The sequence below is a fragment of the Microbacterium sp. KR10-403 genome (genome assembly GCF_040196215.1).
In the GTDB taxonomy this organism is placed as follows: Bacteria; Actinomycetota; Actinomycetes; order Actinomycetales; family Microbacteriaceae; genus Microbacterium.
The window spans coordinates 178,370-197,498 of record NZ_JBEGDC010000004.1; the positions used below are offsets into that span (position 1 = coordinate 178,370).

At 69.5% G+C, this 19,129-nt stretch carries 19 protein-coding genes; 4 read left to right on the forward strand and 15 right to left on the reverse strand.

Annotation, left to right across the window (positions count from 1 at the left end; genetic code table 11):
- Positions 1-24: 24 nt before the first annotated feature.
- The 10 genes from ABMQ42_RS10100 to ABMQ42_RS10145 form a co-directional block, all read right to left on the reverse strand.
- Positions 25-855, reverse strand: a complete 831-nt coding sequence (locus ABMQ42_RS10100; RefSeq protein WP_349722855.1) for an HAD family hydrolase — start codon at positions 853-855, stop codon at positions 25-27.
- 14 nt (positions 856-869) lie between these two features.
- Positions 870-1,676, reverse strand: a complete 807-nt coding sequence (locus tag ABMQ42_RS10105; RefSeq protein ID WP_349722856.1) for an HAD family hydrolase — start codon at positions 1,674-1,676, stop codon at positions 870-872.
- A 1-nt stretch (position 1,677) separates the two neighbouring features.
- Positions 1,678-2,523 (reverse strand): inositol monophosphatase family protein, encoded by an 846-nt coding sequence (locus ABMQ42_RS10110; protein WP_349722857.1) that lies wholly within the window; start codon positions 2,521-2,523, stop codon positions 1,678-1,680.
- Entirely contained in the window at positions 2,520-3,701 is a 1,182-nt protein-coding gene (locus ABMQ42_RS10115) for an ABC transporter substrate-binding protein (RefSeq protein ID WP_349722858.1), read from the reverse strand. The genes ABMQ42_RS10110 and ABMQ42_RS10115 overlap by 4 nt, the downstream gene beginning before the upstream one ends.
- Positions 3,702-3,750: 49 nt before the next feature.
- On the reverse strand, positions 3,751-4,875 hold the full coding sequence (locus tag ABMQ42_RS10120) for an ABC transporter ATP-binding protein (protein WP_349722859.1): 1,125 nt from the start codon (positions 4,873-4,875) through the stop codon (positions 3,751-3,753).
- A 2-nt stretch (positions 4,876-4,877) separates the two neighbouring features.
- Positions 4,878-6,746, reverse strand: coding sequence for an ABC transporter permease (locus tag ABMQ42_RS10125; protein WP_349722860.1), 1,869 nt, complete (start codon positions 6,744-6,746; stop codon positions 4,878-4,880).
- A gap of 201 nt (positions 6,747-6,947) precedes the next feature.
- On the reverse strand, positions 6,948-8,333 hold the full coding sequence (locus ABMQ42_RS10130; RefSeq protein WP_349722861.1) for a histidine-type phosphatase: 1,386 nt from the start codon (positions 8,331-8,333) through the stop codon (positions 6,948-6,950).
- Between the two features lie 233 nt (positions 8,334-8,566).
- The gene (locus ABMQ42_RS10135; protein WP_349722862.1) at positions 8,567-9,400 is read right to left on the reverse strand and encodes an SDR family oxidoreductase; all 834 of its coding nucleotides are present in this window, start codon (positions 9,398-9,400) and stop codon (positions 8,567-8,569) included.
- Between the two features lie 19 nt (positions 9,401-9,419).
- The gene (locus ABMQ42_RS10140) at positions 9,420-10,178 is read right to left on the reverse strand and encodes an enoyl-CoA hydratase/isomerase family protein (RefSeq protein ID WP_349722863.1); all 759 of its coding nucleotides are present in this window, start codon (positions 10,176-10,178) and stop codon (positions 9,420-9,422) included.
- The gene (locus tag ABMQ42_RS10145; protein WP_349722864.1) at positions 10,175-10,936 is read right to left on the reverse strand and encodes an SDR family NAD(P)-dependent oxidoreductase; all 762 of its coding nucleotides are present in this window, start codon (positions 10,934-10,936) and stop codon (positions 10,175-10,177) included. The genes ABMQ42_RS10140 and ABMQ42_RS10145 overlap by 4 nt, the downstream gene beginning before the upstream one ends.
- A gap of 142 nt (positions 10,937-11,078) precedes the next feature.
- Here ABMQ42_RS10145 and ABMQ42_RS10150 point away from each other — a divergent pair, with 142 nt between their 5' ends.
- On the forward strand, positions 11,079-11,426 hold the full coding sequence (locus ABMQ42_RS10150) for a DUF488 domain-containing protein (protein ID WP_349722865.1): 348 nt from the start codon (positions 11,079-11,081) through the stop codon (positions 11,424-11,426).
- 41 nt (positions 11,427-11,467) lie between these two features.
- Here the strand turns inward: ABMQ42_RS10150 and ABMQ42_RS10155 are convergent, their stop codons facing one another.
- Both ABMQ42_RS10155 and ABMQ42_RS10160 read right to left on the reverse strand, forming a co-directional pair.
- Positions 11,468-12,577, reverse strand: a complete 1,110-nt coding sequence (locus tag ABMQ42_RS10155) for an HNH endonuclease family protein (protein WP_349722866.1) — start codon at positions 12,575-12,577, stop codon at positions 11,468-11,470.
- Positions 12,574-14,091: an ATP-binding protein gene (locus tag ABMQ42_RS10160; RefSeq protein ID WP_349722867.1), complete on the reverse strand. Its 1,518-nt coding sequence runs from the start codon at positions 14,089-14,091 to the stop codon at positions 12,574-12,576. Before ABMQ42_RS10160 ends, ABMQ42_RS10155 begins: the two co-directional genes overlap by 4 nt.
- Between ABMQ42_RS10160 and ABMQ42_RS10165 the strand changes: the two genes are divergently transcribed.
- Positions 14,090-14,815: a phosphotransferase gene (locus tag ABMQ42_RS10165; protein WP_349722868.1), complete on the forward strand. Its 726-nt coding sequence runs from the start codon at positions 14,090-14,092 to the stop codon at positions 14,813-14,815. The genes ABMQ42_RS10160 and ABMQ42_RS10165 overlap by 2 nt on opposite strands.
- Before the next feature lie 99 nt (positions 14,816-14,914).
- Here ABMQ42_RS10165 and folE read toward each other — a convergent pair whose 3' ends face one another.
- The gene (folE, locus tag ABMQ42_RS10170) at positions 14,915-15,544 is read right to left on the reverse strand and encodes a GTP cyclohydrolase I (RefSeq protein WP_502884669.1); all 630 of its coding nucleotides are present in this window, start codon (positions 15,542-15,544) and stop codon (positions 14,915-14,917) included.
- A gap of 97 nt (positions 15,545-15,641) precedes the next feature.
- Between folE and ABMQ42_RS10175 the strand changes: the two genes are divergently transcribed.
- Complete coding sequence (locus ABMQ42_RS10175) at positions 15,642-16,304, forward strand: helix-turn-helix transcriptional regulator (protein ID WP_349722869.1); 663 nt, start codon at positions 15,642-15,644, stop codon at positions 16,302-16,304.
- Complete coding sequence (locus tag ABMQ42_RS10180) at positions 16,301-16,768, forward strand: NUDIX domain-containing protein (RefSeq protein ID WP_349722870.1); 468 nt, start codon at positions 16,301-16,303, stop codon at positions 16,766-16,768. Before ABMQ42_RS10175 ends, ABMQ42_RS10180 begins: the two co-directional genes overlap by 4 nt.
- A gap of 79 nt (positions 16,769-16,847) precedes the next feature.
- On the opposite strand, the gene ABMQ42_RS10185 is transcribed toward ABMQ42_RS10180, so the two are convergent.
- The gene (locus ABMQ42_RS10185) at positions 16,848-17,663 is read right to left on the reverse strand and encodes an energy-coupling factor transporter transmembrane component T family protein (protein WP_349722871.1); all 816 of its coding nucleotides are present in this window, start codon (positions 17,661-17,663) and stop codon (positions 16,848-16,850) included.
- Entirely contained in the window at positions 17,660-19,129 is a 1,470-nt protein-coding gene (locus ABMQ42_RS10190; protein ID WP_349722872.1) for an ABC transporter ATP-binding protein, read from the reverse strand. The genes ABMQ42_RS10185 and ABMQ42_RS10190 overlap by 4 nt, the downstream gene beginning before the upstream one ends.

Below are 19,129 nucleotides of genomic sequence, written 5' to 3' on the forward strand. Positions count from 1 at the left end.
GGGACTTCCTTGTCTGTGAGGGTGCTACACGGGGGTGGATTGGGTCTGTGCGTCGATCGAGGTGCCCAGCGCGTCGAGGAACAGCGTGCGCAGCTCGACGGGGTCGGCGACGATGGCGTGCGGGCGGACGGCGAGGTCGTACGGCTGTTCGTACGTGTCGCGGGCCTCCATGATGATGTTGCCGCCGACGTGCGCACGGGCGCCGCAGAGCGCGTCGCGGTCGAAGTTGTCGCCGACGTACCAGCAGTCCGAGACGGGCACGTCGACGGCGCGGGCGCCCAACTCGATCATCGCGGGGTTCGGCTTGCGTACACCGACCTCGTCGCTGTAGATCTGAGCGGCGAAGCGCTCGGTCAGCTCGTGCGCGTCGAGGTAGTCGCGGTGGACCACGCCCATCAGCGTGTTGCTGACGATCGCCACCGGCACGCCGGCGGCGTCGGCCGCATCGAGCAGCTCGATCATGCCGATGCGCGTGCGGCGCGTCTGCTTCGTCTCGCCCATCTGGCGGCACAGCTCGCGGGCACGGTCGAGCACCCAGCGGCGAGCCGGCTCCGGCCAGTCCGCCGCGACGAAATCGCCCCAGAACTGGTCGTAGCGCAGCTCGGCGGGGGCGAACGGACGCGACATGGCGTCCTTCCACCGCGAGTCCGCCTTCGCGCCGGCGCGCAGATCCCGCTCGACGGCGGGCACATCGAGCAGGTCGAGACCGTCGGCGTGCATCTGCGCCACCAGATCGCGGGCGAAGACCGCCTGCCAATCGGCGTTGTTCTCGGTCTCGACGACGACGCCGCCGAAGTCGAGCAGCAGCGCGCGCGGCAGGCAGAGCTCGTCGGAAAAGTCGGGGGTGCGAGGCATGTGTTCTCTCCGGTTCAGTGGTGCGGCGAGCCGAGGCGGCTCAGTGAGTCGGTGAAGAGCGCCGCAAGCGCGTGGCCATCGGGCACCACGGCATCCGGCCGCTCATCGAGGTCATAAGGAAGGTCGTAGGTGCTGCGCGCTTCGATGATGATGTTCGCGCCCACGCCGGCACGCCGGCCGCACACGGTGTCGCGGTCGAAGTTGTCGCCGACGTACCAGCATTCGGCCACGGCGACGTCGATCGACTCGGCGCCGAGCTCGATCATCCGCGGGTTCGGTTTGCGGATGCCCACCTCGTCGCTGTAGATCTGCGCCGCGACGAACGTCGTGAGCCGCTCCTGTTCGAGGAACTCGCGATGCACCTGCCCGCTGAGCGCGTTGCTGACGACAGCGACCGGGATGCCGCGGTCCCATGCGGCTGCGAGCAGCTCGGGGATGCCGGGCCGGACTCTGCGGTGCGACTTCGCGAGAGTCAGCCGGTGGCACAGCTCGCGTGCATGCCCGACCACCACCTCGCGAGCGGGGGCGGGCCAGTCGGCGGCGACGAAGTCGCCCCAGAACATCTCCCATCCGAGCTCGGTCGGCGCGAAGGGCCGGGACATGGCATCGCGCCACTTGCCGGCCCCGGTGACGCCCGCGGCGATGTCGCCGACGACGCGGCGGCGGCTCGGCACCGCGTGGCCGCCGAGGCGCTGCGCGAGAAGCGCGTGCACGTGGGCGCCCAGGTCGCGCTCCCAGTCCACCGCCCGCTCGGATTGGACGATGACGCCACCGAAGTCGAGCAGAAGCCCCCGGGGCGCCGCCAGTGTTCCGGACGACATCTCAGCTGGCCCCGCGGGTGCGCGACAGCGTCGCGATGACCGATTCGAGGGTGGGGTAGTCGGCGCTGCGCCCGACGGCGAAGTAGTCCTCCGCGTGCTGCAGTGGCTCATACTCCGCGCCGTGCACGTAGCCGCGATACCGCCCGCCCGCCTGATGCAGGATCAGGATGCCGGCCGCCACGTCCCACGGACTCGTCGCGAACCCCATGGTGGCGTCCGCCCATCCCGCCGCGACGTGCGCGAGGTTGAGCGCACCGCTGCCGAGGTTGCGCACCGCCTGGAAGTTCTCCAGCAGCAGCCGGTGCGCCTGCAGCGCGTCATCGCCGAACATCTTCACGTCGATGGCCGCGGGAAAGCTCGACACGATCGTCGCGCCGGCCTCGACGGGCGAAGCGTGGGCGTTCAGCGGGTCGTCATTCCGCCAGGCACCGGTCAGATCCGCCGAGAACAGGTTCTCCGCGACCGGGTCGTACACCACGCCCGCGATCACCCGTCCGTCGATCGCCGCGGCGATCGACACGCACCACAGCGCGATGCCGCGCGCGAAGTTCGACGTGCCGTCGATGGGGTCGATGTACCAGGTGACCCGGCCCTCGCCACGCACGCCCCCTTCTTCGCCCACGATGGCCGAGTCGGGCACCTCGTCGAGGATGCGGGCGACGATCGCCGTCTCGGCCGCCTTGTCGTGGACGGTGACGATGTCGTGCATGTCACGTTTGAAGTCGAGGTGCATGTCGGTGCGGAATGCCCGCCTCAACTGATCTGCGACGCTGCGGGCGGCGGCCACGGCCGTCCCGCGCAGCGCGACGGACTCGGCGATCAGGGTGTCTTCGAGGACGTCGTTCACGAGTTCACCTGCCAGAAGTCCTGCCAGTCCGGAAGCGCCTCGTAGTCGTCCTTCGCGGTGGACGCGTCGAACTGGTAGATCTGATCCCAGATGTCGCCGACACCGCTCGGCTCGTCGGGCGCCGCGGGCACGGTGCTGTTGGTCGAGAACTTGCCGTCCTCGGTCTGCGGGGCGATGCCCTCGGCGGTGAACACGTAGTGCACGAAGAGCTTGGCCGCGTTCGGGCTGTCCGTGCCCGACGCGATCACGGCCGCCTTCTGATAGGCCCGCCCCGAGAACGGATCGATGTCCTTGCAGAGTCCGAGCTTGAGCCCTGCGTCGTCGTTGTCACGGAACTTCGCGGTGCTGATGAAGGCGAGGAACTGCTCGCTCTGACCGGGCGCGCCCGCGGTGGTCGCCGCATCGTCATCGGACTTCGTCACCAGCGGCTCGTTCTGAGCGAGGCGCTTGACCCACTCGGCGGTGGCGCTGTCCTCGTCGGTCTTCAGCGGCTCGCCGTACTTGTCCTGATACGCCTGCGCGACCTTGTCGTCAGCGTGCGTCGCCCACTGGTTGAACCAGTACATGTAGTCGGACTTCAGCAGCGGATCCTGGAAGGAGAGATGTCCCTTCCACTTCGCGTCCGTGAGGTCCCAGATGTTGTCGATCGGGCAGGAGTCGCTGAGCTCCGTGTTGTAGGCCCAGACATTCGCCTCCTGCGTGACGACCGCGGGCGACTGATACTCGGCCGGGACCTGGTCAGTGAGGTCGGGAGGGAACCAGCTGACGACGTACCCCTGCGGAACGAGCTCCGCTTCGATCGCCGACACGTCGGTGTTCAGGTACACGTCGCCGCGCACGTTCTTGGACTGCGCCTCGCGGGAGATGACATCCAGCTGCTCGCCCGCCTTCATCTTCACGCCGGTCGTCTTGATGCCGTACTTCTTCGTGAAGGCCTCGGCGATGTCGGTGATCTTGCCGGTCGAGTCGTAGACCGTGAGCGGCTCCTCCTTCTTCGCCGCCGCGATGAGGGCGTCCAGGGAGTAGTCGGCGTCGGAGATGCCGAGCGTTCCGGGGTCGACGGCGGCATCGGCGGGGGCCGATGACGGCGCACAGGCTGCGAGCATGAGACCGCTCACGGCCAGTCCCACGACGGCGAACAGCGTCGTCCGCGTGCGTCGGGTCTTCTTGTCAGTCATCTTCTCTCTCCTTCGGAAATCTCGATGTCGGGACGATGGCCGCACGCACTCAGAGCTCGGCCAGCTGTTCGTCGGCCTGCTCGGAGCGCGTGCCCTGGGTGTCGAACACATGCAGATCGGTGGGCTTGACCCACGTCCGCGCCCGGTCGCCGATCGCGACGGTGGGCGGTTCGCTCGTGATCATGAAGAGCTTCTGGTCGGCGGCGGTCAACTCCACGATCCAGCTGCCGCCGGTGGGGAGGATTCCGGTGACCTCGGCCGGGCAGGAGAACGCGGCGTCCGGCGCCGGCTCGTCCTCCCCGACGAGGTGCACGGCCTCCGGGCGGATGCCGATCGAGCCGAGGTCCTTCAGCTTTCCGAGTCGCGTGCTCACGTAGGAGATCGCCGCCACGCCCAGACCGCCGGCCGCGTCGTTGGCCAGCTCGACGATGTTGATCGGCGAGTTGCCGACGAACTCCGCGACGAACCGGTTGGCGGGGCGGTTGTAGATCTCGTCGGGGCTGCCGACCTGCTGCAGCACGCCCTCGCTCATGACCGCGATCTTGGTCGCGAGCGTCATGGCCTCCCACTGGTCGTGCGTGACGAACACGATGGTCGTGTCGAACTCGCCGTGGAGGCGCTTGAGCTCGGCGCGCATCTCCAGGCGCAGCCGCGCGTCGAGGTTCGAGAGCGGCTCGTCGAGCAGCAGCACGTCGGGGCTGACCGCCAGCATGCGCGCGAGCGCCACGCGCTGCTGCTGCCCGCCGGAGAGCTGCGAGGGGTACCGGTCCTTGTACTTCTCGATGCCGAGCGCCTTCATCACGCCGTCGGCGCGCTCATTGCGGCTCTTCTTGTCGACCTTGCGCAGACGCAGCCCGAACTCCACGTTGTCGCGGATCGTCAGGTGCGGCCAGAGCGCGTAGCTCTGGAAGACGAGGCCCATCCCCCGCTTCTCCGGCGGTACGAAGACCCCGTCGTCCACCGCATCCACGGCCCGCTCGCCGACGACGATCTTGCCGCCGGTGAGGTGCTCCAGGCCCGCGATCATGCGCAGGGTCGTGGTCTTGCCGCACCCGGACGGCCCGAGCAGGCACATGAACTCGGCGTCGCCGATCTCCAGGTTCAGTTCGCGCACCGCGCTGGCAGCACCGCCACCGTAGTTCTTCTCGACGCGCTCGAGGTTGATCGTCGGCATGTCTACTTGCCCATCCCATCTGCGAGGTTGCTCCCCGCGAGCTTCTGTCCCAGGACAGTTCCGAAGAATGCGAGTGCAGCGACCATCAGGACCACGGCGTTGGCCGCTTGGTCGTAGCCGTAGTCGACGAGCTGCACGGAATAGGTCGTCAGTACGTTCGTGCCGGGCACGGCGAGGATGACGACGAGGCTCAGGCCCTTCACACCCGAGATGAACGGCAGCAGGATGCCGCTGGAGAACGAGCTCTTCTGAATCGGGATGACGACCCGGCGCATCCGCGTCCACCAGCCGGCACCGGCGATCTGCGCCGCTTCCTCGGGATCCTTGCCGAGCTGCATCATCGCGGAGATGCCGGCGCGGGACGCATACGGCATCTGCTCGGCGATGAAGGCGAGCACCAGGATCGCCCACGTGCCGTACAGCGCGGGGATCGGGCCGCGCTGCACCGCGAACAGCGACAGGTAGGCGACGGCGAAGGCGATGCCGGGGACCAGGTACGGCATGAACGTCACGTTCCGCAGCAGCCAGCCCACCGGGCGGACCGGCGTGCGCACGACGACGTATCCGACGAGCATGCCGAGGATTCCGGCCGTGACCGAGGCCACGCCGACCATCCACAGGCTGTTCCAGGCCGCCATCCAGAAGTCCCCGGTCAACAGCACGCCATTGGGCATGGCGACCGTCTTCAGCCCGCGACCGATCCAGTAGTCGAGCGTGAAGTTGTCCCAGGTGAACTTCCCGGGGATCTTCATCACCGTGGTGAGGAACAGCGTCAGCAGCGGGAGCACGACGCTGAAGGCGAACACGGCGACCGGCACGAGCGTCATCGGCAGCCGCCACCGTCCCAGCTGGGTGAGGCGGTCCATCGATCCCTTCGATCCGATCGTGACGAACTTGCGTCCCTCGCGGACCATCCACGCGTCGACGACGAGCGAGATGATGCCGATCAGGATGATCGCGCCGGCGATGACGGCGGCGACGCCGGTCTGCCGAGAGGAGATGTTGCGATAGAGGGATGTCGCGAGCACGTCGTACCGGACGGGCATGCCCAGGACGTAGGCGACGCCGAACTCACCGAGGCACTTCGCGAACATCAGGATCACCGCGGAGGTGAGCGACGGCAGCATGAGGGGGATGATCACGCGGCGTGCGACGTGGATCTTGCCCGCACCGAGGATGCGCGCCGAGTCCTCCAGCTGCGAGTCGAATCGCCGCAGTGCGTTGCCGAACAGCAGGATGACGAACGGCGAATAGTGCAGCGCGAGCACCAGCGCGATCGGCATGAACCCGTACGACATCCAGTCGGGCGGCTCGATCCCGAGCGTCTCGAGCCAGCCGGCCTGTCCGCCCACCTTGCGGTTCTTGAACAGGTTCGTCCAGGCGAGCGCGAAGGTCCAGGCGGGCAGCATGTACGGCACAATGAGGGCCGTCATGAACCACTTGCGGCCCCAGATGTTCGTGCGGCTGAGCAGCCAGGCGAGCACCCCGCCGATGAGCAGCGCGAGGACGATCGCGGTGACGGCGATGCCGAGCGTGTGCCCGAGGGGCCTCCAGAAGAGGTCCGCGGCGACCGGCGAGGCGAACACCCGCTTCAGGTAATAGGCGGTCAGCGACCCGAAGTCGCTGCCGGCGCGCGATTCGTCGCCGTACTGAACACGCACCGCGTCGCTGAGCATCGTGACGATCGGCACGACGATCAGGTAGAGGAAGAGCGCGAGAGCGGCGATGCCGATCAGCGTGGTCGGCTCGCGGAAGGAGATCTTCAGTTTGTACAGCCACCGCCGCGACGGAGGGCGCGAGCCCCGCGAGGGCGGGGGTGTGGCACCGGGCTCGGTGTGCTCATGTGTCGGAGCGGTCAGGGTTTGACTCATCGCAGACGCCGTCGTCCTTCATCATCCGGTCAGTGATCCGGCGGCATCGCTGCCACCCGGACATCCGCGCTGCGCACGTAATGTCCATATGTCCTTACAATAACACATTCGGAGCTGATGTCCAGTGTTCGTTCAGACGAACCCGCCGACGCAGAAGGGGCGCCCAGGTGACCCTGGGCGCCCCCCTGCACCGACGTCCTCCTACCGTACGTCAGCCAGGCACCGGGTCAGTTCGTCGACGGTGTAGAAGTAGCTGCCGCGGTGGATCGGCCGGCAGTCTCCCGCGAACGCCGTCTCCTGCTCGTTGTAGAGCATCTTCACGATCGTGCGACCATGCGGGCCCTGATAGACGTCCCACTGCACGTTCGCGGCCATCGGCGCGACCTGCGCGCCGCGCCACGGGTTGTCGTCATAGGTGAACAGGTCGTTCACGGACTGCTGCACGGTGCTGCCCGGGAGACGCAGCAGCGCCGCAAGCGGAATGATCTCCTCCGCGTGCGCGAACCGGAACTCGGCCGCATACTCCTCGTCACCGTTCGCCGCGGCCTCGATCGAGTCGAGGAACGCGTCCACCAGGACGTGCGACATCTCGTAGGTGACGTCCGATCCGGCGAACGCCGGACCCTTCTCGTAGAAGTCCTTCGCGTCGGAGAGATACGCGAAGGTCGCGGCATCCTCGTCGCTCATGTACGGGGTCATGTCCACGTCGGCATCGAGCGCCATCCCGGGCGCGATGACGTAGAGCTCGTAGATGTAGGAGGCCACATCGACGACGGTCTTCAGATGCTTGCTGCCCTTGCCGCTGTCGACGAGGTCGAACTCGCCGGCGTCGATGCGGGCGATGAACTCCGGTGTGAACAGGCCGCTGACGACATCCCTCGCCGTGGTCTCGATCGCCGGGAGCTGCTCGAGTTCGTCGTTGACGTCGCCCAGCTGGTCGGAGTCCTCGTACTCGAGGTACTCCGGGTCGGTGTCGTGGAAATAGAGCAGGTCCTTGTCATAGGTCTGCGGCTGCGCGATCTCGGCCAGGGCGGGGTAGGCCTCCTCCAGGCCGTCGACGAAGCTGTCGGCGCTGTCGACCGCTCGGTCGACCCCCGACGAGACGATGCTGATCGGCTTGTCCTGCCTGACCGCCGATGTGAACAGCGACCGCATGCGCGCCACGGTGCGCTCCGCGATCTGCTCCTGTTCCTGCGCACCGAGAGTGCTCAGGATGCCGTAGCCGAGGTCATCATGGACAGCGATGATCTCCTGCAGATCGGCGCCGAGCTCGCGCCCGAGATCTGTCAGCCCGTCATCGGCGTCGGCGATCTGCCACAGCTGCCAGAGCAGGTCGTCGTACTTCTTGCTGGAGAGCAGTCGTGCGCCGTGTCGGCTCACGTGCTCCACCAGCACCGGGTGGTAGCTGCGCGGCGCCTTCTCATATGTGCTCGCATCCTGGAACGGCTCGTACACCGCCTTCGTGCCGTACAGGTTGCCGGTGGTGCGCACCGTCTGCGCATCACCGCCGTCGTGCCCATGGCCGTGGCCATGGGCGAACGCCGGTGCGCCCTGAAGGAACAGGGCACCGATGAGGGCGCCCGCCATGAGTGACGCGGTTCCGACGCGTCCACGTCGACGCAATCGATGAGACATCCGTTTTCCTCTCTTCGCCCGAAGGCTTCGGGTGAGGCGTCGCCGGACGCGCGCGACAGAGGGTCCGCCTCACGGCGACGACAGCCTCGTGCTATTTGTCAGGACAATATGATGTCTGAGCATTTGCTGTCAAGAGGCGCACGACGATCCCCGGGCGCACCGCGCCCGGGGATCGGACGGATCCGTCAGTCCAGGAAGATGTCGGGGAACAGCTCGCTGTCGGGCGTGCCCGGCACGGCCGCGTAGGCCGACAGATCGGTGATTCCGGCGGCCGCCAGCACGTCTTCGACGATGAGCGTCTGCCCGGTGTACCCGCGCGACGGCTGCGTGAGCACCGCGTAGGCCGCGTCGGCGTAGACCTCGGGCGTGCGGCTGGCCTTCATCATCCGGTCGCCGCCCAGCGCGTACTGCACCGCGGCGGTCGCGATCGTGGTGCGCGGCCAGAGCGTGTTCGCCGCGATCCCCTGCTCGGCGAACTCGGCCGCGATGCCGAGCGTGGCCATCGTCATGCCGAACTTGGCCAGCGTGTAGCCGGTGTGGGCGCCGAGCCAGCGCGGCGTGATGTTCAGCGGCGGCGACAGCGACAGGATGTGGGGGTTCTCGGCCTCCTGCAGCATGGGCAGCGCAGCACGCGAGAGCATGAACGTCCCGCGCACGTTGACGTCCTGCATGAGGTCGTACTTCTTGGCGGCGAGCTCGAGCGACCCCGACAGGTCGATCACGCTGGCGTTGTTGATCACGATGTCGATGCCGCCGAACTCGCCCTGCGTCTTGAGCACGGCGCCGGCCACGTCGTCGTCATTGCGCACGTCGCCGACGATCGGCAGGGCGCGGCCCCCGGCATCCCGAATCTGCTCCGCGGCCGTGTGCACGGTGCCCTCGAGCTTCGGGTGGGGCGTGTCGGTCTTGGCGAGCAGCGCGATGTTCGCACCGTCGCGGGCGGCGCGCAGGGCGATGGCGAGCCCGATGCCGCGGCTGCCGCCCGACATGAGGATGGTCTTTCCGGCGAGGTCGGTCATGTCGTCTCTCCTTGCGTGGTCAGCGCTTCGCGAACGCGTGGATGCGCGCCTGTGCTTCGGGGGTGTCGAACGAGGCGCCGATCGAGCGGGCCTCTTCGCTGAGCTGCTCGGCGAAGCTGCGGCTCGGCTGCGAGCGCACGAGGCGCTTCGCCTGCCCGTAGGCGCGGTGGGCGCCGGCGAGCCAGAAGTGCGCGACCTCGTCGGCGCGCTCCCCGACGGCGTCGGGGGCGACGACCTCGGCCACGAGTCCCCAGTCGAGGGCCTCGTCGGCCGAGAGCATGCGGTCCTGCAGCACGAGCTGCAGCGCCCGCCGCTCGCCGACCGCGCGGGCCAGCTGCGCGCTCACCGAGAGGTCGGGGGTCAGGCCGATGTTCGCGTAGAGGCTGCCGATCTTCGAGTTCTCGCCGATGATGGCGTAGTCACTCGCCATGAGGATGCCGAGGCCTCCCCCGGCGGTCGTGCCCTGCGCGGCGGCCACGACCGGGATCGCCGACTCGGTGAGGGCCCGGATGCCGGAGTTGATGACCTCGGCCAGCTCGGTCAGCGCACTGCCCGCGCTCATGCTCTCGGCCATCTCGCGCACATCGCCGCCCGCGCAGAAGGCGCGGCCCGCGGCATCCACCACGATCGCCCCCACATCGTCGCGGGTCGTCGCCTCGCGGGTGGCGTCGGCCCACGCGTGTGCGGTGTCGGCGTCGAACGCATTGAGGCGCTCGGGCCGGTTGAGGGTGATGCGGGCGAGCCCGTTCTCGATGCGCAGGAGGACGGCGTCGTTCATCGCGGCGCCATCCGGATCGCACCGTCGAGGCGGATCGTCTCGCCGTTGAGGTACCCGTTGTCGATGATCGACAGCGCGAGCTTCGCGTACTCGGCGGGAGTGCCCAGCCGCGCCGGGTAGGGGACCTGCTCGCCCAGGGAGTCCTGCGCGGCCTGCGGGAGACCTGCGAGCATCGGGGTCTCCATGATGCCCGGTGCGATGGTGCACACGCGGATGCCGTAGCGCGCCAGCTCGCGCGCGATCGGCAGGGTCATCGCGTGCACGCCGCCCTTGCTGGCGGAGTAGGCCGGCTGGCCGATCTGCCCCTCGAAGGCGGCGACCGATGCGGTGTTGATGATGACGCCGCGGTCGCCCGACTCGGTCGGGTCGTTCTTGGAGATGGATGCCGCGGCCTGCGAGATCACGTTGTAGGTGCCGATCAGGTTGACCTGGATGATCTTCGCGAACGACGACAGCGGCGACGGGTTGCCGTCGCGGTCGAGCACCTTGGCCGGCGGCGCGATGCCCGCGCAGTTCACGACGACGCGCAGCGGAGCCGCATCGGCGGCGACCTTCACCGCGTTCGCGACCTGCTCGGGGTCCGTGACGTCGGCGGCGGCGAAGGTTCCCCCCAGCTCGGCGGCGATCTCGGCGCCGGCCGAGGTGGGCAGGTCGACGATCGTGACCTTCGCGCCCTGCGCGGCGAGGGCACGGGCGGTGGCCAGGCCCAGTCCGCTCGCGCCGCCCGTGACGAGGGCGGCAGCGTGGCTGATCTGCATGTGTTCTCCTTCGAACGGCCTCTTCAGCGGCTCGGAAAAGGCGCGGGGTTCGGCATCCAGTGCCAGCTTACGCGAGACTGCGTCTCGCTCTTGCCGACCTGGGTCCACCCCAGGGTAGCCCGCGCGGGTGTTGACTGGGCACATGGATATCCGCACCAAGCGCGTGTACGACGAGCCCGCGGCATCCGACGGCTACCGCGTCCTCGTGGACCGGCTCTGGCCGCGCGGCCTGTCGAAGGAGAAGGCCGACGTCGACCTGTGGGCCAAGCAGGTCGCGCCCTCCGCCGAGCTGCGCAAGGCCTTTCATCACGAGGGAATGCCGTTCGACGACTTCGTGGCCGCCTACCGCGCGGAGCTTGCGTCGAATGCGGCCGAGGTCGAGAAGCTGCGCGACGAGATCGCCGGGCACGAGGTCGTCACCCTGCTGTACGCGATGCACGACCCCGACCACAATCACGCGGGACTGCTGCGCGACGCGCTGGAGGCGTAGCGGGCGCGACGAGCGAATGCTGCGGCCCGCGGCATCCCGGATCAGCCGGCCGACCGCCAGCGGGCGCGTGAGTCCCCGCCCTTGAGGGTGCAGCGCATGGCCGTGCCCTTGACCGTGACCCCGCGCGCGCCCTCGGGGGTGCAGAACGCTCCCGGGTGCACGACCGGCAGGGCGGTCTCCTTGTGCGCGGAGCTCTTCGTCGGCGACGGCGTCGGCTTCTTCTCGGCCGGCGTCTTCGACGGGGTCGAGGACGGTGCCTTCGTCGCGGACGGCACCGGGCCGACCGCGTTCGGCATGAGCGTGATGGTTCCGGCCGTCGCCGCCGGCTGATCAGCGCACGTGGAGAGGATGCGCGCCATCGCGACGCGCTCGGCGCTGGTCACCCACAGCTCGTACTTCGCCTTGACCGTGATCTGCCGGGCCACGTACTCGCAGCGGTAGCCCTTGTTCGCCGGCAGCCAGGTCGCGGCATTGCCGGCGCCCTTCTGCGCGTTGGAGCGCCCGTCGACGGCGAGCAGGTTGAGCGGGTCGTTGGCCAGCTGTTCGCGACGGGTCTGGGTGAGCTTCTGTGCGCCGCTCTGCCAGGCGTCCATGAGGGCGACGACGTGGTCGATCTGCACCTTGGTCGAGGTGCCGACGCCCCGCACGAACGAGATCTTCTCACCCGTGTAGGGGCTCGTGAGGCTTCCGGCGAGCGCGACGCAGCCCTGCGTGTTCGCCTTGATGACCACTCCGGTCAGATCGCGGCGCAGGATGTCGTTGCGGGTGTCGCATCCGTTGCGGTCGACGTCCTTCCACGCGGTGCCGAACACCACATCGCGGTCGTAGCCGGTCTTGGGCGCACGTCCCTTGACCGGCAGCGTCTCGAGCAGCGCGAGCGCCGTGCCGTCCGCCGGTGCCGCGGACGGCGCGGTCGGCGCGGTGGGGAGGGCCGTCGGAGTGACGGACGAAGTGGTGGATGCCGCGGGCTCGGATTCTGCGGTCGCTCCGGACGTGGCGGCCCCTGGCACACCCGTCGTGCCGGGCGTCGCCGCGGGTTCGGCCGCGCCGCTGATCTCATCCCATTCGCCGGCGACCCCGATTCCTGCGACGAGCGCGAACACCGCGACACCGACCCAGATCGCCGGGCGAAGGCGGAACCGCCGCGTCACGGCAGGAGCCGATGAAGAGGAACGGTGACTGTGCCGTCATCGAGCGTGAACGTCGAACCGGTTCCTGTGACGATCAACCGGAAGGCCGGAGCCCCCACCGCCGAGGTGTCGATCACGTCCAATGCCGCATTGAGAGACCGCGCAGCATCCGCGATCCGCCCGCCGCCGAGCTTCACTTCGACCGGCGCCCAACGTCCATCCGGGAGAAGGAGGACACCGTCCATCTCGAGGCCGTTGGAGTCCCGATAGTGTCGGACCTCGCCTCCCAGCCGGTCGACGAGCACGCTCAGGTCATGGAAGACGGCGCTCTCGAAGAGGAGCCCTGCGGTCTCGACATCGCGGTGAAGCTGTTCGGCATCCGCACCGAGCGCCGCGGCAGCGAGCGCCGGATCCGCCAGGTGCAGCTTGTCGCTAGATCGCAGGCGTGCGCGAGAGCGAAGACGCGGCGTCCAGGCTTGCTGGCGCTCCACGAGAAACAATCGCTCGAGGACGCGAACATACGCTGCAACCGTCGTCGACTTGATGTCCGGAGCGACGGCCGTCATATCCGCTGCGAGCGTTGCATAGCTGACCGGTGCGGCCGTGTTCCGGGCCAGCGCCGCGATCAGGCGCCGGATGACCGCGGGATCATGTCGAACGTCGCCGACAGTCCGTACGTCGGTCCGCGACACCTCTTCGAGGTACGCGACCAGGAGCCTTCTCTGTCGATCCACCGTAAGGCCTGCCATCGCAGGGAATCCCGACGCCGTCACGCGCTCCAACACCTCGGGGAGCCCGAGCGCGTCGCTGCTGGTCGCGGCGACCTCTCGCCGGTCGAAAAGTCCTCGGAGGCTGACCCCTCCCACGACGGCGCCGTCGCGTTCCTGCCAGGTGAGTGTGCGCTGGCGCAGTCGTAGGAATCGTCCTGCTCCCGAGTGCCGTGTCGCGTCATCCGGGGGCACGGATGACCCGGTCAGAATGAACTGGCCCGGCGCCGCCGCCCTGTCGACGGCCCGCCGCGTCAGATTCCAGAGCTCCGGCGCAAGCTGCCACTCGTCGAGCAGTCTGGGGCGCGCTCCGTCGAGCAGTGCCTCGGGTGCGACATCGATCATTTGGGCGACGCCCGGGTCATCGAGGAAGACGTACGACCGCGCCGCGTTGAGGGCTGTCATGGTCTTGCCGCACGCACGCGGACCCTCGATGACGACGGCGCCTGCGGTCTCCAGCGCTTCAGCGACCGATGCATCGATCAGGCGCGCCCGGTATTCGACGCCGACGGCCGGCCCTGTGTCCACGTGCGCCCTCCCACTCGATGTGCCTCGGGTCTCTCGGCACGATGCCACGAGACGCTCCCACATCCCCAGGGTACAGTTTGCAGGCACTCTAGGGTATGGTTTGCAGCTCACCCAGGGTATCGTTTGCAGATTATCTAGGGTATGGTCTGCAGACATCGCCGGGTCTGATCTGCAGGCTGCCCCACGCAATGACACGGCATGGTCCCGACGCGACGACGCCGCCCGGCAGGATGGACCCATGTCGATCCCCGTCGAGCCCGTCGCCGTGCCCGCGCGCGTGCGGACTCTCGCCGCCGACGCTGCCCTCACCCCGGTGTGGGCGAACGAGGCCGGCGGCCTCACCTTCCGCACCGACGACGGGCGGTACATCAAGTGGGGCCCGCGGAATCCGGAGGGGGATGCCGCGGCCGAGGCCGAGCGCCTCGTCTGGGCCGGCGCGCACACACCTGTGCCGCGCGTTCTCGATGTGGGACACGACGCCACCGAGGAGTGGCTCGTGACCGCGGCGATCGACGGACGTTCGGCCGTCGATCCGCGCTGGATCGCCGATCCGGCGACCGCGGTGCGGGCGGTAGGCGCGGGTCTGCGCGCCCTGCACGACGCCCTCCGCGTGGAGGACTGCCCGTTCGACTGGGGAGTGCCGGCGCGCATCGCGAATGCCGCGGGCCGCGGCATCCACGTTCCCGATGCCCTGCGCACGCCGCCGCCGATCGATGCGCTCGTCGTCTGCCACGGAGACGCATGCTGCCCCAACACCCTGCTGGACGCCGCCGGGGCTCCCGTCGCGCACGTCGACCTGGGTGCACTCGGCGTCGCCGACCGCTGGGCCGACATCGCCGTGGCCTCGATGAGCACGGCATGGAACTACGGTCCGGGATGGGAAGACGCCCTCATCGCGGCGTACGGCATCGAGCCCGACCGTGAGCGCCTGGCGTACTACCGCGACCTGTGGAACGCGACCTGACCGCGCGAGAACACGCCTCTGCACGCCGCCGGCGCCCAGAACCGTGCACGGTCGTGTTCTCGCGACGGGTTGCGCGTCAGCGGCGAGCGGGCTTTGCGCTCACACCCCCGCGAGCGTGAGGAACTCCTGCCGCGACCGCGGGTCGTCGCGCAGCTGCCCGAGCAGCGTGGAGGTCACCGTGCTCGAACCGATCGCCTGAGCGCCGCGCAACGTCATGCACGTGTGCTCGGCGACGACGACCACGCCCACGGCGCGGGGCGCGAGGTTCTCCTGCAGCCAGTCGGCGATCTGCTTGGTCAGGCGCTCCTGCGTCTGCGGTCGGCAGGCGAAGTGCTCGACGATGCGGGCGAGCTTCGAGAGGCCGACGATGCGCTCCCCCGGCAGATAGCCCACGCAGGCGCGCCCGGTGAACGGGAGCAGGTGGTGCTCGCAGACCGACCGCACCGGTGCATCCCGCACCAGCACCAGCTCGTCGTAGCCCTCGTCGTTCGGGAACGTCGTCAGCTCGAACGCGCGCGGCGTGAGCATCTCGGCCCATGCGCGGGCCATCCGGCCGGGCGTCGCGCGCAGATGCGGCGAGTCGAGCGGGACCCCGAGCGCCCGCAGGAAGTCGGCGGCGGCCAGCTCGGCGCGCGCCATGTCGCGACCGATGCCGCCGGTGCCGACGTGCACGGGCTTCTCGACGCCCTCGTCGTCCATCGTCTGCGCATACATCTCCGCGATCGACATCCCCGGCACCCTTCTATTGACAATCCCTCTAATTTTTAGATTGCCACCCGCGACGAGTTTCGTCAAGATACGCTGGTTTTACAGAGGAGACCCGCTCATGAACACCACTCGCGACGACCTCGACGGGGTCGGGATGCTGGCCGACGAGGTCCGCCGTCGGCTGTACGCGTTCGTGCGCACACAGGCCGAGCCCGTCACCCGCGACGAGGCCGCACAGGCGATCGGGATCGGCCGCACCCTGGCCGCCTATCACCTCGACAGGCTGGCCGAGGCGGGGCTCGTCGACGTCGACTACGCGCGCACCAACGGACGCGCCGGCCCCGGTGCCGGCCGCCCGGCCAAGCGCTACGCCCCCGGCTCGCGCGAGGTCGCGGTGTCGCTGCCGCCGCGCAACTACAGCCTGCTCGCGCAGCTGCTGGCCTCGGCCGCCGACGCCGCCCCCGCATCGGGCGCCTTCCGCACGGCGCTGGCCGAGGCCGCCGAACGCGAGGGTCGGGCACTGGGCGAGGAGTCCGGCGATGTCACCGCGGCCCTGACGACCGCCGGCTATGAGCCGCTGACGGCCGAGGACGGCGACATCGTGCTGCGCAACTGTCCGTTCCACTCCGTCGTGCAGCAGCATCCCGAGCTCGTCTGCACGCTCAACGCGTCGTTCGTGCGCGGTACGCTCGTGGGCGCCGGAGACGACCCCGGCCGCGCCGAGCTGTCGCCGTGCACGGGCCGGTGCTGCGTTCTCGTGCACGCGGAGGCGAGTTCATGACCGCGGCATCCCCCCATTCCTTCGCACTCGTGCCGGCCAGCTACGTGTATCTGCGCCGCGGCGACGAGGTGCTGCTGCAGCTGCGGCAGAACACCGGATACATGGACGGCCACTGGGCTGCCGCCGCGGCGGGGCACGTCGAGCTCGGCGAGACCGGCCCCGCCACCGCGCAGCGCGAAGCCCGCGAAGAGCTGGGCATCGACCTCGACGACGGCGATCTCGCGTTCCTCACGACCCTGCTGCGCACCGACGGCAGCGCGACCCCGCGCGAGCAGCGCGTGGAGTTCTTCTTCACGGTGTCGACGTGGCGCGGCATCCCGCACGTGTGCGAGCCGCGCAAGTGCGCGGCGCTGGAGTGGTATCCACTCACCGCGCTGCCCGACGCCATGCCGCCACACGAGCGGTTCGTGCTCACGCAGTGGGCGAAGGGTGGGATGCCGCCGCTGACGGCCTTCGGGTTCTGACGTGCGAAGCGGCTCCGCACCGCCGCGACGGCGATGGATGCCGCGGCCGACGGCCTCGCGATCCTGACGCGATGATCCGTTACGACCACACGAAGCGGAAGGTGCCCGCCCAGACCGCGACCGCCAGCGCGACCGCGATGAGCAGCACCCCGCCGCACAGCGCGACCGCGTCGCGTCGGTGCAGCTGCGAGCGTCGCGCCCAGGTGCGGTGCGCATCGGCGCCGAAGCCGCGCGCCTCCATCGCCATCGCGAGCTTCGTCCCGCGGCGCACGGCGAACACCAGCAGCACGAAAGCCATCGAGAAGAAGCGGCGCACCGCCCCGCGGTCGCCGACACCGCGAGCGCGCCGCGCGAGCTCCATCTGCCGCCAGTCGTCGACGAACAGCCCGAGCGTGCGCGTGCCCGCCAGCACGCCGAGCACGAAGCGGGCCGGCAGGTGCACGATCTGCGCGAGGGCTCCGGCGAGGTCGATCGGGTCAGTACGGCTGAACAGCAGGATCGACGGCAGTGCCAGCGCGAACACGCGGACCCCGACCGCGACGGCCAGCGCGATCGAGGCATCGCTGATCGTCGCATGCCAGAACGTCGCGTAGACCTCGCCGCCCGGGTCGGCGTACAGCAGCATGCTGACTCCCGCGATCGGCGCGACCAGCAGGATCGGCAGCAGACGCAGCAGCACCGTACGCAGCCGCAGCCCGGTCAGCGGCACGCACAGCAGCTGCAGTGCGACGGCGACCAGCGCACTCACCGGGTCGATCGACGCGAGCAGCGGGATCGACAGCACCAGTGCGAGAACGATCTTCGTCGCGGGGTTCACGCCGTCAAGCCAGGCCGCGTCGCCCGCGGGGTGAGACGTGGATGCCGCAGACCGCGGCCGTGCGGTCAGAGTGCTCATGCGGCCACTCCTCGGGCCGTCGGGTCTGCGACCAGCCCGATGCGCTGCCCGCCCAGGTAGCGCGCCACGGCCTCGTCGTGCGTCACGGTGACCACGGCCGTGCCGCGGCCGATCTCCTCCTGCAGGAGGTGGACGAGAGAGATCCAGCCGAGACGGTCCTGGCCGAAGGTCGGCTCATCGAGCACGACGACGCGGGGCCCGCTGGCGAGCACCGTGGCCACGGAGAGGCGACGCTTCTGTCCGCCGGAGAGGGTGAACGGGTTCGCGCGGGCGAGATGGGCAAGGTCCAGACGCTCGAGCAGCCCGTCGACGATGCCGTCCACCGTCGCGGTGTCGCGCCGAAGGGCGCGCGGGCCCACGGCCAGCTCGTCGCGCACCGTCTGCGCGAGGAACTGGTGCTCGGGCTCTTGGAAGACCGTGCCGATCCGCGTGAGCAGCTCGCGCGAGCGCCACAGCGAGGGGCGGCGACCACGCCGCCCCTCCAACTCGGGCGCCGCCAGCACTTCGCCGGCGAACTCGGGGAGGAGACCGGCGAGCGTGAGCGCGAGCGTCGACTTGCCGACCCCGTTGGGCCCGGTGATGACGGTCGCGGCCCCCGCCGGCACGCCGAACGAGAGACCGGCGCGCACTGCGGTGCGCCGGTCGCGCGAGACGGCCAGGTCGTGCGCCGACAGCACCGGTGCGGCATCCACCCCCATCGCCAGCCGCGGAAGCTCGATGTCGCGCCCCGGCACCCAGACACCCGCTGCGGCCAGAGTCGCCCCTTCGGCGGCGAACACCTCATCGGGAGTCCCGTCTGCCAGCAGGCCGCCCGCGGCGTCGAGCACGATGACCCGCGTCATCAGATCGGCCCACACCTCGGTGCGGTGCTCGATGACGATGAGCGTGGCGCCCGTCGCCGCCACCGTGCGCTCGATGGCCGCTCGCACCTCGCGCACGCCGGCCGGGTCGAGGTTGGCGGTGGGCTCGTCGAGCAGCACGACGCCGGGGCGCATGGCGAGCACCCCGGCGATCGCCAAGCGCTGCTTCTGACCGCCCGACAGCTGCGCGGTGGAGCGGTCCAGCGGCACATCCAGTCCCACGGCATCGAGCGCCTCGGCGATGCGCGCCGGCATCTGGGACGGCGGAACACCGAGGTTCTCGCAGCCGAAGGCGACATCGTCGCCGACGCGCGAGAGCACGACCCCGGCATCCGGATCCTGCAGGACCAGCCCGACCCGGCCGCGCTGCGCCTCGGGAGGCTCGCCGTCGACGGTGATGGTTCCCGTGAGCTCGCCTTCATCGGCCCCGCCGAGAAGCCCGGCGATGCCGGCGAGCAGAGTCGACTTGCCCGCGCCGGAGGCGCCCAGCAGCAGCACGCGCTCACCGGGTTCGACCGTGAAGGTGACATCGCGCACCGCCGGGGCCTTGCGGCCGGCGTAGCGCCAGCCCCACCCCGTCGCCTCGACACGCGCCGGACGGGTCAT